Source organism: Koromonas soli, assembly GCF_059726265.1.
Genome location: NZ_AP040872.1, coordinates 2,607,771 through 2,626,923, shown reverse-complemented (window position 1 = coordinate 2,626,923; position 19,153 = coordinate 2,607,771). Strand labels below are relative to the sequence as shown.

Genomic DNA, 19,153 nt, shown 5'->3' with positions numbered 1-19,153 from the left:
CTTCACCGATGGGTGTCGGAATTGAAGTAAAAGATTTGAATGCCTGGTTCGGCAAAACCCAGGTGCTGCACGAAATAAATATATCGATATGTGCAAATGCAGTGACCGCCGTGATTGGTCCGTCCGGTTGCGGAAAATCCACATTCGTTCGCTGCCTCAACCGTATGCACGAAACCATCCCCGATGCGCGCGTGAGCGGTTCGGTGCAGGTTGGTGACATTGATGTTTACGGATCCAAGACACTTGCCGTAGATGTGCGTCGCCGCATCGGGATGGTGTTTCAGAAGCCGAATCCGTTTCCGACGATGTCGATCTACGACAATGTGGCTGCTGGTCTCAGACTCAACGGTTATAGCAACCGCCGCGAACTGGATGAGATCGTCGAGCACTCGCTGCGCATGGCTGCACTCTGGGATGAAGTCAAAGATGTGCTGAAGAAGAAATCCGGTGCATCGCTTTCCGGAGGCCAACAGCAGAGGCTCTGCATAGCTCGTGCCTTGGCCGTGCAGCCGGAACTGCTGCTCATGGACGAGCCTGCCAGCGCGCTTGATCCAATCTCGACTGGCAAAGTCGAAGAACTCATATTTCAACTCAAGACGCAGTACACTGTCGTGATCGTGACGCACAACATGCAGCAGGCTGCGCGCGTGGCGGATCACACGGGCTTTTTCTTGATGGGCAAGCTCATCGAGTACGACAAGACTGAGCGAATCTTCACCACTCCCTCCGACAAGCGTACGGAGGACTACATCACGGGCAGGTTCGGATAATGCGTAGCCGATTTCAGAATGGTTTGGATGAACTGAAGGAGCGATTGCTCAAGATGGGCGGCATGGCTGAGGCTGCCATCGAACTCGCTGCGGACTCATATCGCAAACGCGACGGACGTCTGTCTCAGCAGGTCTTCGAGCGCGAGAAAATGATCAACCAGAGCGAACGCGATATCGACGAGATGGCGGTGGATCTGCTTGCAATGCAGCAGCCCATGGCCACCGACCTACGATTTGTGCTCGCCGTGCTGAAGATCAACTCAGACTTGGAGCGCGTCGGAGATCTTGCCGTCAACATTGCGCAACGCTCGCTCGATCTGCTTCAGGATCCCGAGATCGACGTCCCCGTGGATATCGCGCGAATGACTGCTGCGGTCTCCACGATGGTGCGTCGCGCCTTGGAGTCGTTTCTTTCCGCAAAAGCCGATGTTGCACAAGCTGTGTTGGAGATGGACAGCATCGTTGACCGCATGAAGGACGAAGCGTTCGTGGTACTCGTCGAGCAGATGAAGAACAATCCCGACAAGATACGGCCCTATATGGATATCCTGCTGATCACGCGTGCTCTCGAGCGCATAGCGGATCACGCAACGAACATTGCCGAGGATGTGATCTTCTGGATCAGCGGAGCCGATGTCCGCCACAACGTGCGCTTTTCGCAGGAACCGGACGCGGACGCGCCACGCAGTCAGTAAGACTCGCCCTTATGCCGGACCAGCTACGACGAAGGCCTTCAGATTCTCGCACTGGCAAGCCGAACGATACACGTCGCATGCATAGCAGTCGCCTGGCTTGCAGCAGTTCTGGTTTTTCCAACACGGGGTGTGAGCGCCGGATGTCGAGTTGCAGTGGTGCTTGTGATCCCCGCACTGGCGAATATCCCAGCAGGGAAGTAGCGCAAGCAAGTGCCGGATGCCGGCAAAATTCAGTCCAGCTTCTCGCACCAGGCGCAGCACTGTGGCAATCCAGGGATAGTCGTCTTCGGTGAAATAGCGAGTCCCTTTGGACGACTTGAGAGGAATAAGTAACCCCTCACGCTCGTAGAGACGCAGCAAATCGACAGACACGTCAAAGTGGCGAGCGACTTCCCCGATCTTGATCTTCTTGGGCGCGCCTGGTCGGGGCGCCAATCGCTCTGCGGAAACAGGCTCCGGCGTGTATGTGTTCTCCATTACAACCTCTCCTTCACTGCGGGGCATAACTCTCCCTGATGTGACAATGCAAATTGCATGCCAATCTGTGCTGAATTGGGATTCTGCGATAAACATAGTTATTTCAGGAGATTACAGAAGCTAAAGATGAATAGCTTTCTGGAGCAGGAGCGCGAGAAACGGGAAAATGCCGCACCTTGGGGTGAGATGGCTCACCCCTTGAGCAGCAGACTGGGCCCGGGGTTTCCATTCCCAAGTGACACAGCGCACAGACATTCGTTTGAGGCTGGGGCAAGCTTTCCAACCGGAAAAAGGGACCCGTTCATGCTTGGAATTTCGACACCGCCCCCCGAGGCACTTGCCATTCGCAACTTCCTTCAACTTCGAGAGCAGGCCCGTGCTGCCGGACGCGTACGTGTTGCCATCGTCTGTGCGGAAGACGACGTAGCGCTCGGTGCTGCGTCCGACGCTCTTGCGCTCGGGATAGCCACGCCGCAACTGCTCGGAGATGCTGAGAAGATCCGCGCTCGAGCACGCAAACTCGGTTACGAGGCCTTGCTCGAAACCGAGATCATCCACGTACCAGAGCCCGTTGAGGCTGCGAAGCTCGCGTGCAAGATGGCCGCCTCTCGTGACACCGAGATATTGCTGAAGGGGCATCTGCGCACAGACCAACTGCTGCGTGCATTGCTCGATCGCGCAGCAGGACTCCGCACCGGACGTCTTCTTAGCGACGTGCTCCTGTACGAAGACACGCTCGCGGGCGAGGCCCGGCTGGTCGGCATCACCGATGGCGGGTTGAACGTGCTGCCCACATTAGATCAAAAGCGACAAATCGTGCTGAACGCAATCGATGTTCTGCATTGCATCGGCATCGAGCGCCCGCGGATTGCGATACTGAGCGCGACCGAGGCTGTCACTGATTCCATGCCGTCTACTCTCGACGCAGCGGAACTGACGTCCATGAGTGAGCGCGGTGAGTTTGGAGACGCAGAGGTCTTCGGTCCGCTGGCGTTGGACAATGCTCTACTGCTCAGTGCGGCCCAGGCGAAGGGGATTACCAGTGCAGTGGCAGGCAGAGCTGATTGTCTCGTCGTACCGAATATCGAGGCCGGAAACTTACTCGGCAAAGCAGTGAAGTATCTTGGTGGCTCGCAATGTGCGCACGTCGTCGTCGGCGCTCGCGTTCCAGTTCTCATTCCGTCACGGGTCGAGAGTTCTGATGACAAGGTGAACGCCATCGCACTCGGAGTTCTGTTCAAAGCACATAATCATCGCAAGTCGAATGAGGTGCAATCATGACCGCTCGTCCGAATCTTCTGGCCATCAATCCCGGCTCCACGTCCACGAAGTTTGGACTTTACAGCGACACTGAACCATTGCTGGTGCGCAGTCTGCAGCACACCAAGGCGGACCTTGCGTCGTGTGGTTCCGACATTCTTTCGCAAATGGAGTTGCGCCTGCAGTGCCTGCAGGATGAGTTGGAAGCGAGCGGCATGCGGCTGGATGGACTTGTTGCCGTCGTGGGACGCGGCGGACTGTTGCATCCGCTTCAGGGCGGTACCTATCGCGTGAACAAAGCGATGCTGGACGAACTGCGGCGGGCTGAGCGCGGAGAACATGCATCGAATCTCGGCGCGTTTCTCGCCCATGCGATTGCGGACCGAATTAACGTCCCCGCATATATCGTCGATCCCGTTGCGGTGGATGAATGGACGGACGAGGCGCGTCTTTCCGGGTGCGCGCAACTCGAGCGCCCATGTCTCTCGCATGCATTGAATTCCAAAGCCATCGCGCGCAGGTATGCAGCCGAAGCAGGACGGCAGTATCAAGATCTGAGCCTTGTAGTAGCTCATCTTGGCAGCGGACACACCATCAGCGCGCACGCTGGCGGACGCATGATCGACGCCACCAACTCACGCGAAGAGGGCGCTTTCTCTTCTGAGCGAGCAGGCTCGGTGCCCGCCATCGAATTGGTTCGGCTGTGCTTTAGCGCCAAGTACACGCGCAAGCAGGTAGAGACCATGCTCACTCGCGAAGGCGGTCTCATTTCCTATCTAGGCACCGCCGACCTGCGAGAGATCGAGCAGCGCATGGACCGTGGAGATGACCGTACGAGCCTTGTGTTCCGCGCCATGGCCTACCAGATTGCGAAGGAGATCGGAGCAATGGCCTGCGTGCTTCATGGACAGGTGGACGCCATTCTCCTTACCGGAGGCATGTCGCATAGCGCCCGTCTGACCTCAGCCATTACCGATGCGGTGCAGTGGATCGCGCCCGTAAAGATCTATCCGGGTGAAGATGAACTTCGTGCGCTCGTGGAAGGCGCTCTGCGAGTCATTCGCAATCAGGAGTCGAGTCGAGAGTTCGAGGCGCCAAAGTCTGCTTCTGTAGTGATGGCCTAGTACGAGCAGGGCCGGATTGGATCCGGCTCTGTCGTTTGCTTAGGATGCAGCTACTCTCCTCAGGTGCAACTCTGGGTCAACTACGGCTTCCTCCGCATTGTTTCCAAGTACCAGGCGAGCCACTCTGGTAGTGGCTTATGTTTCGCTTGGATTACATCTCATGTTTACTGACGATTGCCTCCACCGTGCTGGTCGGCCGCCGTATGTGGCAGGGCTGGATTATTGCCGGTGCCAATAGCCTTATTATCTGCTTCATTGGTTTCAGAACAGCGCAACTAGGATTCATTCCCGCAAATCTCTTCTGCCTCGCCATTTACGTACACAACATCGTGCAGTGGCGACGCCCGCAGGAAAGCAAAGCTGCTTCGCCTCGCCCTTACCATGTGATAAGACTTAGGAATGTGGACTCCGCTACAACCCGCTTCAGAAGCGAAGTCTCCCTCGCCCCTGCCCGCGCCTTTGAATTACTTCACCGACGCTGAAGTAGCAGCCCGGTACGCGAAGGTTCGCCCCTACTTCCATCAGGAAGTGGTAAGCCGTTTATGCGCGTTCACGGGCGTGTCTCGTTTTGGCCGGGCGCTTGACGTGGGCTGCGGATCAGGACAGTCCTCGATTGCGCTGGCCTCCGTAGCCGATCATGTTCTGGCCATCGACGCCTCAGAGTCGATGTTGCGCCATGCGCAACCGCACCCAAACATCACTTATCAGCTTGGAACGGCTGAGGAACTCACTTCCGGCGAAGCAGAGTACGATCTCATCTCTGTTGGCTCAGCGCTGCACTGGTTCCACCAGCCTCGATTTTTTGCTCAATGTCATCACGCGTTACAGGGCAACGGGGTGTTAATGATCTACAACGATCATTTCACTGCTCACCTCAAGGGCGTAGTTGAATGCAAGCGCTGGATGCGTACGCGTTATGCCAAGCGTTTCCGTCCGTCTCGCCGTGGCATGCGTGACCTCAGCGAGCAGACTGCGATCGACTGCGGATTCGCGATTGCACACCATGCCGCATTCGATCATCACGTCCCCTTCTCTCGTCAGGAATTCATCTCCTACCTGCTAACGCGCAGCAACACGATCGCGGCCATCAACTCCGGACGCGAAACTTTCGACAGCACCTGCGAATGGCTAGACCAGGAACTTGCGCCCATCATCCCGGACGGAGTTATAGGGTCATTCATTTTCAAATGCAATTTCTGGATCCTGCGCAGAAGCTGAGCTGCACGCCAGGGTGACTTTCCGTCAGAAGCGAATCCCGCCTGCCCCTGTGCAAACCCGCCAGTGCTACATCGTCATCCCTAATGAGGCATTGATTTCTTCTGAACGGAGACCCGCTTGCAAACTGGACGGCAACAGCAACGTTGGATGTACTTCGTCATCGCTTTAGGCCTTTTTTGTCTGACAACGGCCTGGGTTTCATGTGGCAGCGGAAAATCAACTTCCACCAGTACAGGCGGAGGCACGAGCACGGGCAGTCCCGGAACTCCGCCGCCCTCGGGAGCAACCTCGGTAGATGTGCTGACCTACCACAACGACCTCGCGCGGACGGGCCAGAACCTCCAAGAGACGGCTCTTACATTGGCCACCGTGAATGCCGCCAGCTTCGGCAAGCTCAGATTTCTTCCAGTCGATGGCAAAGTAGATGGACAGCCTCTCTACGTATCGAACCTCAGCGTCGGCGGGCAGACTCGGAATGTGGTCTATGTCGTCACCGAGCACGACAGCGTTTTCGCCTTCGATCCCAGCAACGGACAGCAGTTATGGCACACATCCGTGCTCGGTTCCAATGAGACTCCGAGTGACGACCACCACTGCGGCCAGATCACACCCGAGATTGGCATTACGTCCACGCCTGTAATCGATCGCACGCGCGGTGCGAACGGCACCATCTATGTCGTCGCAATGTCCAAGGATTCCAGCGGAGCTTACCATCAGCGCCTGCATGCACTCGACCTCGCAACCGGTGCCGAAGTGCTTGGCGGCCCGAGAGAGATCCAGGCCACCTATCCGGGAACGGGTGCAAACAGCTCCGGAGGAAATGTAGTGTTCGCTCCCGGCCAGTACGCCGAGCGCGTGGGACTGTTGCTTCTCAACGGCATCGTGTACACCGGTTGGACCTCGCATTGTGACATTGCGCCTTACACAGGATGGGTAATCGGCTATGACGCAGCCAGCCTGAATCAGGCTACCGTGCTCAATCTCACGCCCAACGGCAGCGAAGGCTCGATCTGGATGAGCGGCACAGCCATGGCCGCAGATGCAGGCGCAAACATCTACTTCCTCGATGCCAACGGTACATTCGACACCACGCTCGACGCCAATGGCTTTCCGAGTCACGGCAATTTCGGCAACTCATTCATGAAGCTATCGACGGCGAACAACCATCTCGCCGTGGCTGATTATTTCTCTCCCTTCAACACAGTCCAGCAGTCCTCTGTTGACCAGGATCTCGGCTCGGGCGGTGCCATTGTTTTACCCGACCTGAAGGACGCTTCCGGTACTGTCCGACAACTGGCGCTCGGCGGAGGAAAGGACTCGCACATCTACGTTGTTGACCGTACAAATTTTGGCAAGTTCAACCCGTCCGCCAACAACATCTATCAAGAGATCACAGGGCAGGTCAGCGGCCAAATATTCTCCATGCCGGCATACTTCAACAACACAGTGTATTTCGGTGCAGTAGGCGACAAACTCACGGCTTTCCCGATCGCAAATGCAAAACTGGCAACGAGCCCTTCTGCGTCCACGAGCACAAGCTTCGGATATCCCGGCACCACGCCCAGCGTTTCTGCCAACGGCACTGCGGATGGCATCGTGTGGGCGGTAGAAAACGGTGGCGCTGCCGTGCTGCATGCCTACAATGCTGCCGACATCTCCCAGGAGCTTTACAACAGTAATCAGAACGCCTCACGCGACAGCGTCGGCGCGGGCAATAAGTTCATCACCCCGACCATTGCGAACGGACAAGTCTTTGTCGGAACCACGAATGGTGTCGCCGTCTTTGGTCTGCTGAAGTGATTGGTTCGAGTCAGGAATTCAGTGAACGGCCGCATAGTGAAAAGTCAGAAACGATCAGAACTGTGCCGGACAAGCGGGATTTGTGGAAGGAGTTAATCGAACATTTGGAGGCGCGAGGTGGAATCGAACCGCCAAACTCCCTTGTACCGTGCAAAGACGTCCGAGTCCATGCCGACGGGCGCCCCGGGCTGATTGTGGCTGTGCGTTAACAAGTCAGCCTGTAGCCATCTTCGCGTTTTGCTTAATTGGTACTGAATTGGTGCGCTGCTCGCTCAATGCAATTCGCGACTTCAAGGGTGCGAGAGCAAAACGACGTGGCTGGAAGAAATCGTGATCGATTTCCTTCATTTCTGCCTCGGCTTCTTCAAGCTTCGGCGAGATGACGCGATCTTGGCTAATCAAGGGGGTGAAATATTCACTCGCGGAACTACTCATTTTGGACGTCATCTAACGCAAAGCCGGTGTATCCCAGCGTAACTTGATTTGCATAGATCGGAGTGCCGTCTGGTTGCGTACGGCGTGGGTTGCCCGCATTCATCGACAGGGCTGTTGAGCGGCGGACTTTCCCAATTTCTGAAGCATAATCTCGATAATCTTCTGGTCGACAACCTCCATCGAGCGCCCGAGTTCGGCCAGGTTGCGAATTGTTTCCTCTGCCGTTGGGGCCACGATTCCGTTGTCGTCTGGGACTTCAGCCTTGCGCATGGCAAGTTCTGCGCTGCGCACCGCCATCTCGGAGGCGTTGCTCACCTTCAGCGCACAGCCAATCTTCGCGCCGTCGCAGATCATGCCGGTTAGTGTGGCCGCCATGATTTTGATGGCGCGCTCCACCTCCACCGTGCCGCCGCCCATCGCGTAGGTCACACCGCAGGCACCCCCAATGCCGGCCTTGATCGCAACTCCACACAGTGCGGAGAGGTATCCGATGTGGCCTGTCATGTACATCGTAACCAAATGCGAGAGTGCGAGAGACTGCAACATCCGCTGTTCATCTACGTTGTGAGTTCTTGCGTACGTCACCACCGGAATGGTAGCGACGATGCCTTGGTTTCCCGAACCCGCCGAAGTCATGACTGCAATAGGGTACCCGGACATACGCGCATCGCTTCCTGCAGCTGTCAGGCTGGCCAGGTGCTGCGAGAAGCTGTTCACATTCTCGTCCACGGTTCCAAAGTAACCAGTGCCAATCCCCATGGGACGCGTCAGCCCTACTTTGCAAGCCTCCACGTTCATTTCCGCAGTGGTGCGCAGCAGCGTCATCACGCTCTCTGGTAGCTCATCCACCAACTTGAGCAGGTCGGCTATCCTCATCGCCTTCAAGGCGGTCACCTCGCCGGCGACTTGCTGCTCCGCCCGTGCTTCCAGAGCGCCATGGACGATCTTGCCATTCTGCGAGAGGCAAGCAATATTGGAGTGCTCATCGCGGACAATGCATTTACCACAGCTCGCCGCAAACTCAGCTTCGACTTCGATGTACAGTTCTGACGGAGCGTCTTCGGCAATCTCCACATTCACCTTGCCACTCTGTACCAGTAAGCTGGCCGAACCAACCTTCGCCTCGTCCAACTCCCCGAAGATGTTCATGCCTTCGCGTGGGTCACATGCATGTCCCAGCGCAGCTGCCATCAGAAGTCCTTTGTGCCCTGCCGCATTCGGAATCAGAATCGCGAACGTGTTCTTGAATATATTCCGGCTCACCCGCACATGCAGTCCGCGCAACTCACCAAGATCGCTACGCGCGCCAGAAAGCTCGATTTGCGGTGTCCAGCCATTTGCCGCCCAAGTAGCCGCTGCGGAGGCTAATGCCACTGCGACGGGTTCGGTGCAACCCAGCGCGGGCTTGAGGATCTGCCGAAAAAGGGAATCAATATCGAAGTAGGGCATAAAGGTACTCACAGATTCCATATTATAAGTACCGATCGGCAGAGAAATGCTTGCGGTGTTCACATGTGGCAAGGAGGAGTGCCCCAATTACTGTGCCCAAATGTCGGCAAGTCGGAAGTAATCTTCCCGGAAACTGCTCTGAATGGGCGCCGTCAAGATCTTGGGTGTCGATACTATGTCGGGAGAAAAAGGCCGATTCGAAGACGGTTTCGCCGTTAAGCGGCAGCCAAACGGCCAGGAAGAAGCAGTGGGTGATGAAGTGTTTGAATTTGGAGGCGCGGGGCGGAATCGAACCGCCGAATAAAGGTTTTGCAGACCCTTTTAATAGAATCGTAAGTACCTGTGATTGCAACGCGAGTAGCTGAATCACCTCTGTTTTGTCCGCTTTTTGTCCGCTTGGCTTTCGAGTTGCCAACTTGTGGTGCTCTTCTGAGAGGCGGCAATGCGCGGAGGAACGCGCGAACAGAAACTCAAACGTCAACCCTGATTGGTTCGTGCTCACCTTTCAGTAGCGGCTTCACAATCCGATACTTGCGATTCAGATACGGGGAACAATCCCTATACAGTTCCCGTGCCACGATTTCTGCTGGCCCACAGCAAAGACCGAAACAGAAGATTCCACCTGAGTGGCGGACCTCAGCGCGGCAGTTAGGAACGAGTGAGAGGACAAAATCACGGAATTGCTCGCAAAGCCTCTTTGATCCGTATAGCCTGAGCCAGAAATAGCCCCGCTTGTGCCACCCTACGCTTCCGTCACCGTCGATTGCTCCGCGCCAGGTATGGCGCGAATGCTGATATCTGAGCAATTCCTCAGAGCCGGTTTTTTGGGGCACTACTCCGCAGGACTTCAGCGAATCGATTAGGTGCTTCGAGCAAACCGACAACTTGGCAAACTTAGATCCGGGTTTATATGCGCCTTCGTTGATTTCACCCGTCCTGACCCGAGCGCCAGATTTCAAGAACTTCCGCAATTTATAAAGATGGGCGCTGTCCGCAATCTGTAATGCCACCGAAAAGGTTCCATTCTCGTTGACACATCCGTCGGCAATCGCGAAACCGATCCAATATTGGGCCTCCTCGCTGTCGTGATCGAATGCATAGATGTCAAGCGGGAGCGAGCGATGAACATCATCACGAATTCCACGCAGTACGCCGCCAGCATCAACGACCGCACGTCTGATCGTGCTCCCTGTCACTTTGAAATCGTTTCCTATTTCGGCAGGGGTCATTTTTGCTTCATATAGTGCCCGTATTCGTGAGAACGCTCGCGGATCTAGCTTCCGCTTGGGACGCATTCGGATGCCCTTGCGGTGGAGAAGGTCGCGGACGACCTCGGCAGAGCAGCCCAGACATCTTGCGATATGAGGGTAGGGAGTTCCTTCGAGGTACATTCGGCACGCGCGCATCTGTTCGTTACGGCTGAGAATCTGACGTGGTCGGAATCGAACGCCTGCCTCATGCAGCACGCTCCTTACCGTCGAATCAGACACACCGATTGCAAGCGCGATCTGCCTCGCGCTAACCTTCTCCAGTTTGTACTTGCGTATGACCTCGTTCACCGCATCTCCGGTGATGAACTTCTTGGGGTGCGGCGTTCTGCCGTTCCAACGGAGGAATTGCTGCACTTGGCTGTGGTGGACATTGTATCGGGCACAGATGTCCCGCAGGCGCTTCTCGCTGTCGTGCATTGAGAGAATGCTTCGGGCCATCTGAGTGCTCCACGCTGCTGGTTTCTTCATGGCACGAAACGATAGTCCTTCATCCAAAAATCAGTCAATCAGAAACTTTGCGATTATCCCCTCAGCCTAAACTCGCGGTGCGGACCGCCCTGAGTAGCCTGAAAATTCAAAAAAGCATTTCCAATTCGATATAGGAAGACTGCGGGTGGATTCGATCTACCGATCGTGCATTGTGGTCAGGTTCTGATTCTTGCGGAATGGAACCTGGAAGGTTCGCAATCCAGAAAATTCACAGTCCAAGCCTGCATGCGGGCGAGAAAACGAGTGATATAGCATGTAATTGAAATCCAGAGATCGCTTTGCTTTGCACGGCCTCACTCAGAAAAGTCAAGTAGCCAGGAATCAAGGTGAGCAATCAGATCGCACCCGCTGGAGACGACTGCATCTGCAAAGGCCGTAACATTTGCACCATCTAGTCGGAGAGGAGTTCCGATCTCCGCGCCGACCGCGGATGTTTTCGCGAAAGCCTCGTCCACGATCCCTGCGCGATGCACAATGACATTTCGTGCCAGTTGAAGCTCCTTGAGGCGGGGCATGTCAAATACCTGGTCCCATCGCACCGACCGTTGGAATGCCGCCCTGTATGCCTTTTCGATTCCATTCACACTCGTAAAGTCGAACTTGCTTCTCAGCAAATCTCCCATGCAGTGACGCAGATCAAAAGCATGGCGTGATAGCAAACCGACTGCGATAACCTTGCCGCCAATACCCTCCTCGCCGATATCGCCGCGACGTTCGAGTGCAGCTAATGTCCACTTCGCAAAGGTCTGCGGTCGAGCATTAAGAATCTCAACCCACATCTCCTCAGCAACGCACTCGAATGCGGTCCACAGGTTCGATGTGGCCGCCATGAGTAAAGCCTGAAATGACTCTCGAAGAGCGGGTTGGACCTTTAGCAACAGAGCAATCTGCTCCTCTGCATCCTTGCCAAACGTCTCCACTGCCTCGTCTGACTGGAATAAGACTTTTGCTCCTGACCAATCAGCATCGGCCAGCGTATCGTTTGTATCGCGGTTGCCGGATTTGCCGGTGAACATGCCGACCACAGATGCAATGAGTCCCGCGGCCCCAGCGATGTTGCCAAACACCACGATGTTCGCGGGGAGTGCCAGAAGGCCAGCGACGTCAGCGATATTCTTCTCGAAGCTCTGTGCCGGCCGACTTAACTCGGGTGATCTGAGACACGAAACTGCATCGGTAACCGCCTTCGTCGAAACAGCCACACGGATCTGTTCTACGTCGAGGATGTCATTCCCTACAGTGTTCATTAGTAAGATCGTAACTGAGGGGCGTAACCAGAACAATATGATCTTTTGCGTGGCTCGGTTTAGTGGCCATCTAGTCGATTCAGCTCGTCCTGGATTTCAGCTTCTTGCTGTTTCAAGAACGCTCGAACTGCCCTGAGTACGGAAATGTAGTCATCCCAGCCGACCATCGACGTTGAGTTTGTTGTTGCACTGTACAGGCAAGAATACTGATTCGCGATCTTTAAGCCTCGTTCCAAGAGACCCTCAACGTCCGGCAGCGCTAGTGGAAATTTCGCGCTGAAGGCCGCAGGATCGAGCACATGATCGGGACTGCGGTGCGAGTAATAGTTGTTTCTCCAGATGTTGAATCGTCTGACGAGAGGGTCAGACGAAGCCACTGCGTCTCGGTCTTGGTTTAACTGTTGGACGGTCGGCACCCGCGGTTCCGCTGCTAAGGAATCCACATGGGGATTTTCCTTTAGCCGCTCGCGGAAGGCTGCTTCCTCGAAGAGGTGCAGGTTCGCTTGCACCGTATCGAGTAGATTTCGGAGGTTGACACTCGGCTTGCCACCGCCATGTTGGTCATAGCTCTTACAGAGGCGATACACGCATGAGTCAAGGTGCGATCGAATGGTGAGCGACCAGAAAGTCCAGGACTGGTTAAACTCTAGCGAGAACTCCGGAAGTGCCGCGAGCAGGTCTTTATATAGCTTCAGGTGGATAGCTGCATCAACCAAGTCGTTGATCACGGCCATCAGAACGCGATTAAACTCATCTTCGCTTTGGACCTGAATCTTCATTCTGCGCCGCCCCCGAGGAAGGTTTTAAACCGCTGAAGACTTGGGTGCCTCGCCCGCGCGAGGGAAAATTTGTTTTTAGCGGTGAACTACTAGGTTAATCTGCGATTGCCTGTTGCTCAGAAAGGCGAGAGACTTTCCATGCGCTTGTTTAATAGTAACGTCTTTGCCGACATTTCTCAGGTCTGTTGCAGGCTGTAGGTTGGGGTACATCGTTTCCCCGCTAAAAGGCTGTAAGATCCCTGTTTTATGGCTCTGAATGGGAACTTCGGCGACACTCATGTCGCAAAAGGTATCGGACTGATCCAGTAGTATAACTACTCTGCCCTCATATCGACGATTTCTGTACGTCCTGTCAACAATGTAGTTACTTTCTCTAGCAGAAGATCACTCGACCCGCTGGAATCCGTGACACATGTCAGTCTTCGAGGCGAGAGTTCTGATATCTGGATATCAGGATATCGAGCTGTATATATTGATATCGCGATATCGGGATATCGAGCTGCCGAGCACCGTTGTCGTATCCAGTGTCAATTCTTTCCGTGCGGGCATGGGCTCAATACTGAAATAAACGAAATGTTGAAACTGAGATAATTCCCGAGACGAGCGCGCATAGTCCTACCTGAGGAGCCATTCTTTTCTGTAGCTTACAGACCCCTCTCAAAATCACCGCAAGTTGCAGCAAAAGACCCTCTGGGGACATTTCAAAGGAGTTTTCCTGCCCCGCCTAAGCAGCATTCCTTTATTGCGTGCTGTTATTTGGAGTCTGTGGAGCTTTCGGTTGCGGATACACTTCAATTTCAAAACTGTCGTCTGCGAGGGTTGGCTCGGTAAACATTAAAAATACGGTCGCGCCAATTTCATCCGTGCCTCGCATTATGGCCCGATTAAGTGCTCCACATGCGTCCTTGGGTTCGACAAGCCAAGTCCCTTGCGCCTCATCTTTGCAGCGCACGACCATGCCGACGTGCCGGTCCGTAGTATCTCTCCGGGGTTTGTCTTCCAATCTCTTTAGCGTTGCCGACCAACCGGGAGAATGGTTAAGTGTATTCCATATCTGCCATGCGTATTGGTGTGGCTCGCTCACCTCGCCCTCAAGCCCCCCAGCGAACCATACCGTTACAGTTCCCGTCGGTCTGCCTTTCAATGCATCCCGAAACGCGAATGGGTCTATCGTCCGGTTCCCCGTCCTTTGGAATCCACTGCGCATTGAAGTCCTTAGCTCTGACTGCGCCTCTCGGGTCTCTTTGCGCTCTTTTTCTATATCAGTGCGCAGTTCTCTCAGTTCATAACGCGCAATACCAGCAGTGGATAATGCGCTCGATGCGGCCGTTCTAGCCTTGTCCGACCTGCTTATAGCGTCCCCGGAGGAATCTTTTGCGCGTTGCGCAGCGAATGCGGCACCTTCAGCAGAATCCTTCGCACTGCCAGCTTCTTTAGAGAGTAGTGAGGAACGGAGATCATTGGCCTTTCTGATCTCGGTTTCTACCTTACCAACTTGGGCGCCTATGTACAGTTCACCAGCGACTCCGATCGCGACAAATGCTGCCCCGAGCAATTCCAACACGAATAGTACTTTGCTAGGTTTTCCTGGCGGAAGTACTTCTCCACGCTTGAAGTCGTGTAGGTCTCTAACGTACTCCCAGACTACAAAAGCCACTTCGAGCACGACGCCAACGACCACCAGAAATGTCCAGATATTCAACCAACAATCAAGCGATGAGCGCGACCTTTCGAGGTTGTTGAGTAGTGTTTTCAGAGCCGCTTCATCCATTGAACAACTCCGCACCCATCAAGGCATTAGTAACTAGAATTCAATTAATCGCGATTGTTCTGTGCTTCTCTGGTGGCATTCGCCAGATCAGAGCTGAACTCTGGGGACTTCTCAAAGGACTCCCCTCATGACCCGCCCCAAGTCGTCGCTCTCATCCGAAATCCATCTCAGGACAGACGGTAATCAATACTTGAAGATAGGTGACCATAGGAGATGGTAGCAGGGGAGCGCCAATGCTCCGCAAGCGTTTGTGCTTAGATTCGCTCTTGCGCAGATGAAAGTCAGGGTTCCCATATGGGCTCAGAAATTGGGTTCCACCAGTGTGGACTAGGTGAGCTTTCCGTGAGATTGGGGTGAAATCCTTTCGAGCCCACCCCCATTAAAACGAGGCCACGAATCCAATCTGGAGTATATGCACATGCTTTCAAACACTCGTTCGTCTGTCCGTGAGGCGCTCGACCGCGCTTCGTATTTCATCCGGGTCAAGGCTGCTTCCGCCGTTGCTCGGAAAGAACTCCGTCAACTCGCACATGCCGCGCCGTGGCAAGAAATTTCCTTGGATTCAGATGTGAGAATCCGACTCTGGGGCAAAATAGAGAACATCTGCGCAAGGGCTGGCGGGCGTTTTAAGGTGACCGGCGAGGCGGTGATTGCCTCGCTCCCGGAGGTGGCGCTCTTGCGCACCCTGATGGCGGAGCGCATGAAGCCACAACCCGTGGTGCTGCCAGTAGCTTTCGTCTTCATTAGATAGCGCACTGGAGTTAGGTTGAGGCCCTCAGTTCACGGAACGAGGGCCTCAATTGTTAGCATCCCTGGCGTGGATGGCGCCGCATGATTCAGGTGGAGTTGCAGCAAACTGGCACCAGGCTCGGTGTTTCTATTCGTAACGAACCGAATGGTCACCTTCATATTCAGCGATTTGTTGTCGAAAGATCTTCGGGAGTCCCTCGGCGGTTCCGAAGTCCCCGACGTGAACAATGACAGCCGAGTTGCGCTGGACAAGTCCTGCCACCCTTCCGTCTGCAAGATCGAGGATAAAAGCGAAGCTCTGGTTCGGACAGAAATGTTCCTTACAGGCGCTTACAAGCAGCAAATCGTCTTGCAGCGATGCTTGGCCGGTGCTCGGAGCGAGAACGATTGACATGTCACTCCCGAATACTTCCGAAACCCGCTGCTTCACGCCTGGAATGCCGAGTACCGAAAACCAACGCTGCTGTGAGATCGCCGCGCGGACCTGCTCAATCTGGGCGACTGGCAACGCTACAGTTGGCCCTAGAGCAGTGTCGGATGCGGAAACCTTTCTCAGTTGGTAGCATTCGGTGCTGTCCAGTTGCCGATGCACTCCAAATTCGATCCTTACGGCAGAGCCTGGCGACAGCGCCCCTGCTATGTCACCGCAAAATGAAAGATGGTGGGTCCCTGACTTGTACGCGCCGAACATAGGTGCCGGACCGGCGTCCGTCGTGTACATCGACACCATGGTAAAAGGGAATTGTGGGTGAAGATTATAAGCAGCAAGTTGGCCAGGAGCCACGACCCGCTGAACACTGCCGGCGACAAAATACGTCTTATCTTCCGCTCGCTTCTGGAGTTCATCGGCGGTCACTGGGTTACCGTCGTTCCAATAGCGGTGCCCGGACGTCACCTTGATTACTGCGTCGCAGGCCAGACTAGACTCGGTGCTTGGCTGAGATTGGTAAAAGATAGTGAGGTCAGTCTTGCTGCTGGAGATTCCCCATTGCCACCCGCAAAAAGTTCTGGGCTTGTCATTCCCTTTGAAGTAAACGTCTGTCAACCAGGGACCGAACAAGCCTCCCTTGGGGTCTTTGTGATGGCTCACCGCATCCACGGGGCCGTAAACGCCGTCAGGTTCTGACCGTGGCGTGAGTGAGGACTTGGAACTGCATCCGGTAAGTGAGAGTAGAAGTACTAGAAATCCAGCAATGGCCCGACTGCGCACGCTAAGTAATCCTCCCATTGAATGATCAGACCGCGAATGTTTCATCTGGGGCTAACGGGTGGTCTCAACGCCACTCTTTCCTGGATGATCAGATTGAACCGTTGACACCGTCGCCCGCATCGCACGGCCGAAAAACCAGGACATGGTTGCGGCCGAGTATGCCGCTCCCGCAAGGCCACCCCAAAACGCTAGGGAAATGCAATAGATGTCGAATGCGTGGTACACACCGGCGGTTGCTATCCATCCGAGGAGCGGTGCCACGACGGCACCGAAGGTGACAGATCGGTAGATATCCATTTTCTTTAACGAGCGAGCGCGGCATGGCCACCTGGTGAAACGGAGTCCCAAGTAGAGACTCGCGACCCAAAAGGCAGCGCCGATGAGAAGTCCCCAAAGAGCAGTAATAGGTATTACGTTTCCAGCATCACGCAGAGTTTGGGAAGGCGTTGCCCACAGCATGGCCGGGCTAGTGCCTGCGTATTTGGCCTCGTTGATCAAGGCGAAGGCGTGGTACGCACAAAACGCTCCAAGGACCGCGCCAAATGTGCCTCCCCTAGCGGCATCAGCTACGCGAACCGCGATTGTAGTTGTATCTCTGTTCGTCATTTTGTTTTTTTGTCTTCCATTTCTCAGTAAGGAAATTCACTACAACCGCGAGTCTGAACGTAGCCGAGCATTGCGTCCGCGATGGGATCGCCACTCTTCGCCGCTTCTCCGAACCAGTGTTCTGCGGCTCGATAGTTCCGGTCGAAACATTTACCTTTCAAATACAACCACCCGAGCGCGAGTTGTGCTTTCACGTCTCCATGCTGAGCATAGGCCTCTAATTTAGGAGCGTCGGACCTTGTCAGCAGCTTGAAGGCTGCGTTTTTGGGCGCTAGGGATCGATAGTCATCGAGCGATAAAATGTCCTCCGCGTGAACCATACAGATAGCCTTGTCGCTGCCGTGATACAGAACTTCACGGTCGTCCATCTGGAGGCGGGTCCACTCCTTGAGGTCTGACGTAAACGCTGTCCTCACGCCGGCTTTGCGGATGGTGTTGCTCAACGGCGCAGCCATCTCAGCAGCCGCAGTGTTCAAGGGAGGATCGGGGAGTTCCAAGTAAAGCGTTCCATTGCGGAGAGACGCGCTGTCGATCTGTGAATCGCTCTTTACAGGTTCCGCAGTGAAGACCCGTGAGGTTTTCTGCGTGACCTGAACATCTGCGCCATTGATCTCAATCTCAACTGGAGAGACCAACTCGCATGGAGTGTCCGGAATCGGCCAGTGTAACTTTGCGGTACTACGCTGTGACGGAAGCACGCCTGCGCCAGCGAGAAACTTTTCGTTGGCGGCGGCCCAGGCCGCTGCCGGTGCCTGTTCGTCACAACCGGGCAAATGCAGATTCGTGTCAGCCTGCGACAGCGTCGCGCATAAGGATTTGTCTCGGGCACTGCGCTCCTGATGTTCTGAATCCTCAAGTGAGTCCAGATCAGCGCAGCCGTCCTTGTCGTCCTCATACCGGACGTTTACCCAATGGCGTCCCTGGAATCGGTCCTGGACATCGTCGCAAAAGATAATCTCTCCCCCTGGTAACCACGGATTCCGATCCACAGAGAGCGGCATGAAACGGATGGCAGTGACGACTCGCCGCCCGGACTGCGGGTACATGTGTGTGATCTCTCCCGCGCTGACGTGGCCGGTCAGGGTTCGCTGTACGCGTTCCCGATGCGCGAAGAATGCTATGGCCGCAGCGAAACAGATACCAGCGAGGAGAAGCGCCTTGGCAAGTTTTTCGATTAGAGTGGCTGGACGATCGGTGGCTTGGTGCTCGCTACCGAGGTTGCTTTCCATGGGGTCGGCCCTTGTATCGTGATGTGCCCCGTCGCATGCATTCGACACGACTCGAAGCAGGACTGACAGGCTGCCACAACCTATATGCTTAGTTTGAAAAGTAGCACATAGACTATAAGCTATGTACACATACGGTCGCAACGGGAACCATCAATGAGTGGCTACCGATCCGCGCAAACTGCTTGGTGAAGCGATCAGGGAACGCAGGCTGGCGTTGAGTCTCACGCAAGAGCAGCTCGCGGAACGCGCGGACCTTCATTGGACTTTCATTTCGGGAATCGAACGCGGAAAACGCAACGTCAGCATTCTCAGGCTGTGTGACATCGCGGTCGCACTCGATCTGAAGGTGCGGGATCTGGTAAAGGATTTCTGATCGTGGGCTCCGGCCCGGTCTGCTGCCAATAGCAGGGGGCCGCCATGCTGTTCAATCCTCCGTTCGCGAAGTCCATCGGTTTGGGGGTATGCTCGATTGACAGAGAGCGATGATCTTCACATTTCCTCCGCCGAAAAATGAGTCCGATTTTGAGCGCCTTTGCCTCGAACTGCTCAAGGTCCATTGGGACTGTCCAACGC

At 55.1% G+C, this 19,153-nt stretch carries 18 protein-coding genes; 8 read left to right on the top strand and 10 right to left on the bottom strand.

Annotation, left to right across the window (positions count from 1 at the left end; genetic code table 11):
• Positions 1 to 8: 8 nt before the first annotated feature.
• Together pstB and phoU are read left to right on the top strand one after the other, a co-directional pair.
• On the top strand, positions 9 to 770 hold the full coding sequence (pstB, locus tag AC6IY8_RS11465; protein ID WP_497774605.1) for a phosphate ABC transporter ATP-binding protein PstB: 762 nt from the start codon (positions 9 to 11) through the stop codon (positions 768 to 770).
• Positions 770 to 1,465, top strand: coding sequence for a phosphate signaling complex protein PhoU (gene phoU / locus AC6IY8_RS11460; protein ID WP_497774604.1), 696 nt, complete (start codon positions 770 to 772; stop codon positions 1,463 to 1,465). Before pstB ends, phoU begins: the two co-directional genes overlap by 1 nt.
• A 9-nt stretch (positions 1,466 to 1,474) precedes the next feature.
• Here the strand turns inward: phoU and AC6IY8_RS11455 are convergent, their stop codons facing one another.
• On the bottom strand, positions 1,475 to 1,942 hold the full coding sequence (locus AC6IY8_RS11455) for a helix-turn-helix domain-containing protein (protein ID WP_497774602.1): 468 nt from the start codon (positions 1,940 to 1,942) through the stop codon (positions 1,475 to 1,477).
• 303 nt (positions 1,943 to 2,245) lie between these two features.
• On the opposite strand from AC6IY8_RS11455, the gene AC6IY8_RS11450 reads away from it, so the two are divergent.
• The 4 genes from AC6IY8_RS11450 to AC6IY8_RS11435 all read left to right on the top strand — a co-directional run bounded on the left by AC6IY8_RS11450 (position 2,246) and on the right by AC6IY8_RS11435 (position 7,344).
• The gene (locus AC6IY8_RS11450; RefSeq protein ID WP_497774601.1) at positions 2,246 to 3,223 is read left to right on the top strand and encodes a bifunctional enoyl-CoA hydratase/phosphate acetyltransferase; all 978 of its coding nucleotides are present in this window, start codon (positions 2,246 to 2,248) and stop codon (positions 3,221 to 3,223) included.
• Positions 3,220 to 4,326 carry a butyrate kinase gene (buk, locus tag AC6IY8_RS11445; protein WP_497774600.1) on the top strand — a complete coding sequence of 369 codons (1,107 nt, stop codon included), beginning with the start codon at positions 3,220 to 3,222 and terminating at the stop codon, positions 4,324 to 4,326. The genes AC6IY8_RS11450 and buk overlap by 4 nt, the downstream gene beginning before the upstream one ends.
• A gap of 399 nt (positions 4,327 to 4,725) precedes the next feature.
• The gene (locus tag AC6IY8_RS11440; protein ID WP_497774599.1) at positions 4,726 to 5,544 is read left to right on the top strand and encodes a class I SAM-dependent methyltransferase; all 819 of its coding nucleotides are present in this window, start codon (positions 4,726 to 4,728) and stop codon (positions 5,542 to 5,544) included.
• Positions 5,545 to 5,661: 117 nt separating this feature from the next.
• Positions 5,662 to 7,344, top strand: coding sequence for an outer membrane protein assembly factor BamB family protein (locus AC6IY8_RS11435; protein ID WP_497774598.1), 1,683 nt, complete (start codon positions 5,662 to 5,664; stop codon positions 7,342 to 7,344).
• A gap of 213 nt (positions 7,345 to 7,557) precedes the next feature.
• Here AC6IY8_RS11435 and AC6IY8_RS11430 read toward each other — a convergent pair whose 3' ends face one another.
• The 7 genes from AC6IY8_RS11430 to AC6IY8_RS11400 all read right to left on the bottom strand — a co-directional run bounded on the left by AC6IY8_RS11430 (position 7,558) and on the right by AC6IY8_RS11400 (position 14,785).
• Positions 7,558 to 7,779: a hypothetical protein gene (locus AC6IY8_RS11430; protein WP_497774597.1), complete on the bottom strand. Its 222-nt coding sequence runs from the start codon at positions 7,777 to 7,779 to the stop codon at positions 7,558 to 7,560.
• 99 nt (positions 7,780 to 7,878) lie between these two features.
• Positions 7,879 to 9,228: an L-cysteine desulfidase family protein gene (locus tag AC6IY8_RS11425; RefSeq protein ID WP_497774596.1), complete on the bottom strand. Its 1,350-nt coding sequence runs from the start codon at positions 9,226 to 9,228 to the stop codon at positions 7,879 to 7,881.
• A 22-nt stretch (positions 9,229 to 9,250) separates the two neighbouring features.
• Entirely contained in the window at positions 9,251 to 9,643 is a 393-nt protein-coding gene (locus tag AC6IY8_RS11420; RefSeq protein WP_497774595.1) for a hypothetical protein, read from the bottom strand.
• Between the two features lie 55 nt (positions 9,644 to 9,698).
• Positions 9,699 to 10,937, bottom strand: coding sequence for a hypothetical protein (locus tag AC6IY8_RS11415; RefSeq protein ID WP_497774594.1), 1,239 nt, complete (start codon positions 10,935 to 10,937; stop codon positions 9,699 to 9,701).
• Between the two features lie 344 nt (positions 10,938 to 11,281).
• Positions 11,282 to 12,235 (bottom strand): hypothetical protein, encoded by a 954-nt coding sequence (locus tag AC6IY8_RS11410; protein ID WP_497774592.1) that lies wholly within the window; start codon positions 12,233 to 12,235, stop codon positions 11,282 to 11,284.
• A gap of 59 nt (positions 12,236 to 12,294) precedes the next feature.
• On the bottom strand, positions 12,295 to 13,014 hold the full coding sequence (locus tag AC6IY8_RS11405; RefSeq protein WP_497774591.1) for an AbiU2 domain-containing protein: 720 nt from the start codon (positions 13,012 to 13,014) through the stop codon (positions 12,295 to 12,297).
• A gap of 739 nt (positions 13,015 to 13,753) precedes the next feature.
• Positions 13,754 to 14,785, bottom strand: a complete 1,032-nt coding sequence (locus tag AC6IY8_RS11400; protein ID WP_497774590.1) for a hypothetical protein — start codon at positions 14,783 to 14,785, stop codon at positions 13,754 to 13,756.
• A 418-nt stretch (positions 14,786 to 15,203) separates the two neighbouring features.
• On the opposite strand from AC6IY8_RS11400, the gene AC6IY8_RS11395 reads away from it, so the two are divergent.
• On the top strand, positions 15,204 to 15,536 hold the full coding sequence (locus AC6IY8_RS11395; protein WP_497774589.1) for a hypothetical protein: 333 nt from the start codon (positions 15,204 to 15,206) through the stop codon (positions 15,534 to 15,536).
• 126 nt (positions 15,537 to 15,662) lie between these two features.
• On the opposite strand, the gene AC6IY8_RS11390 is transcribed toward AC6IY8_RS11395, so the two are convergent.
• Positions 15,663 to 16,595: an Ivy family c-type lysozyme inhibitor gene (locus tag AC6IY8_RS11390; RefSeq protein WP_497774588.1), complete on the bottom strand. Its 933-nt coding sequence runs from the start codon at positions 16,593 to 16,595 to the stop codon at positions 15,663 to 15,665.
• Between the two features lie 779 nt (positions 16,596 to 17,374).
• On the bottom strand, positions 17,375 to 18,580 hold the full coding sequence (locus AC6IY8_RS11385) for a tetratricopeptide repeat protein (protein ID WP_497774587.1): 1,206 nt from the start codon (positions 18,578 to 18,580) through the stop codon (positions 17,375 to 17,377).
• 157 nt (positions 18,581 to 18,737) lie between these two features.
• Here AC6IY8_RS11385 and AC6IY8_RS11380 point away from each other — a divergent pair, with 157 nt between their 5' ends.
• Positions 18,738 to 18,953, top strand: a complete 216-nt coding sequence (locus AC6IY8_RS11380; RefSeq protein WP_497774586.1) for a helix-turn-helix domain-containing protein — start codon at positions 18,738 to 18,740, stop codon at positions 18,951 to 18,953.
• Positions 18,954 to 19,153: the final 200 nt, after the last annotated feature.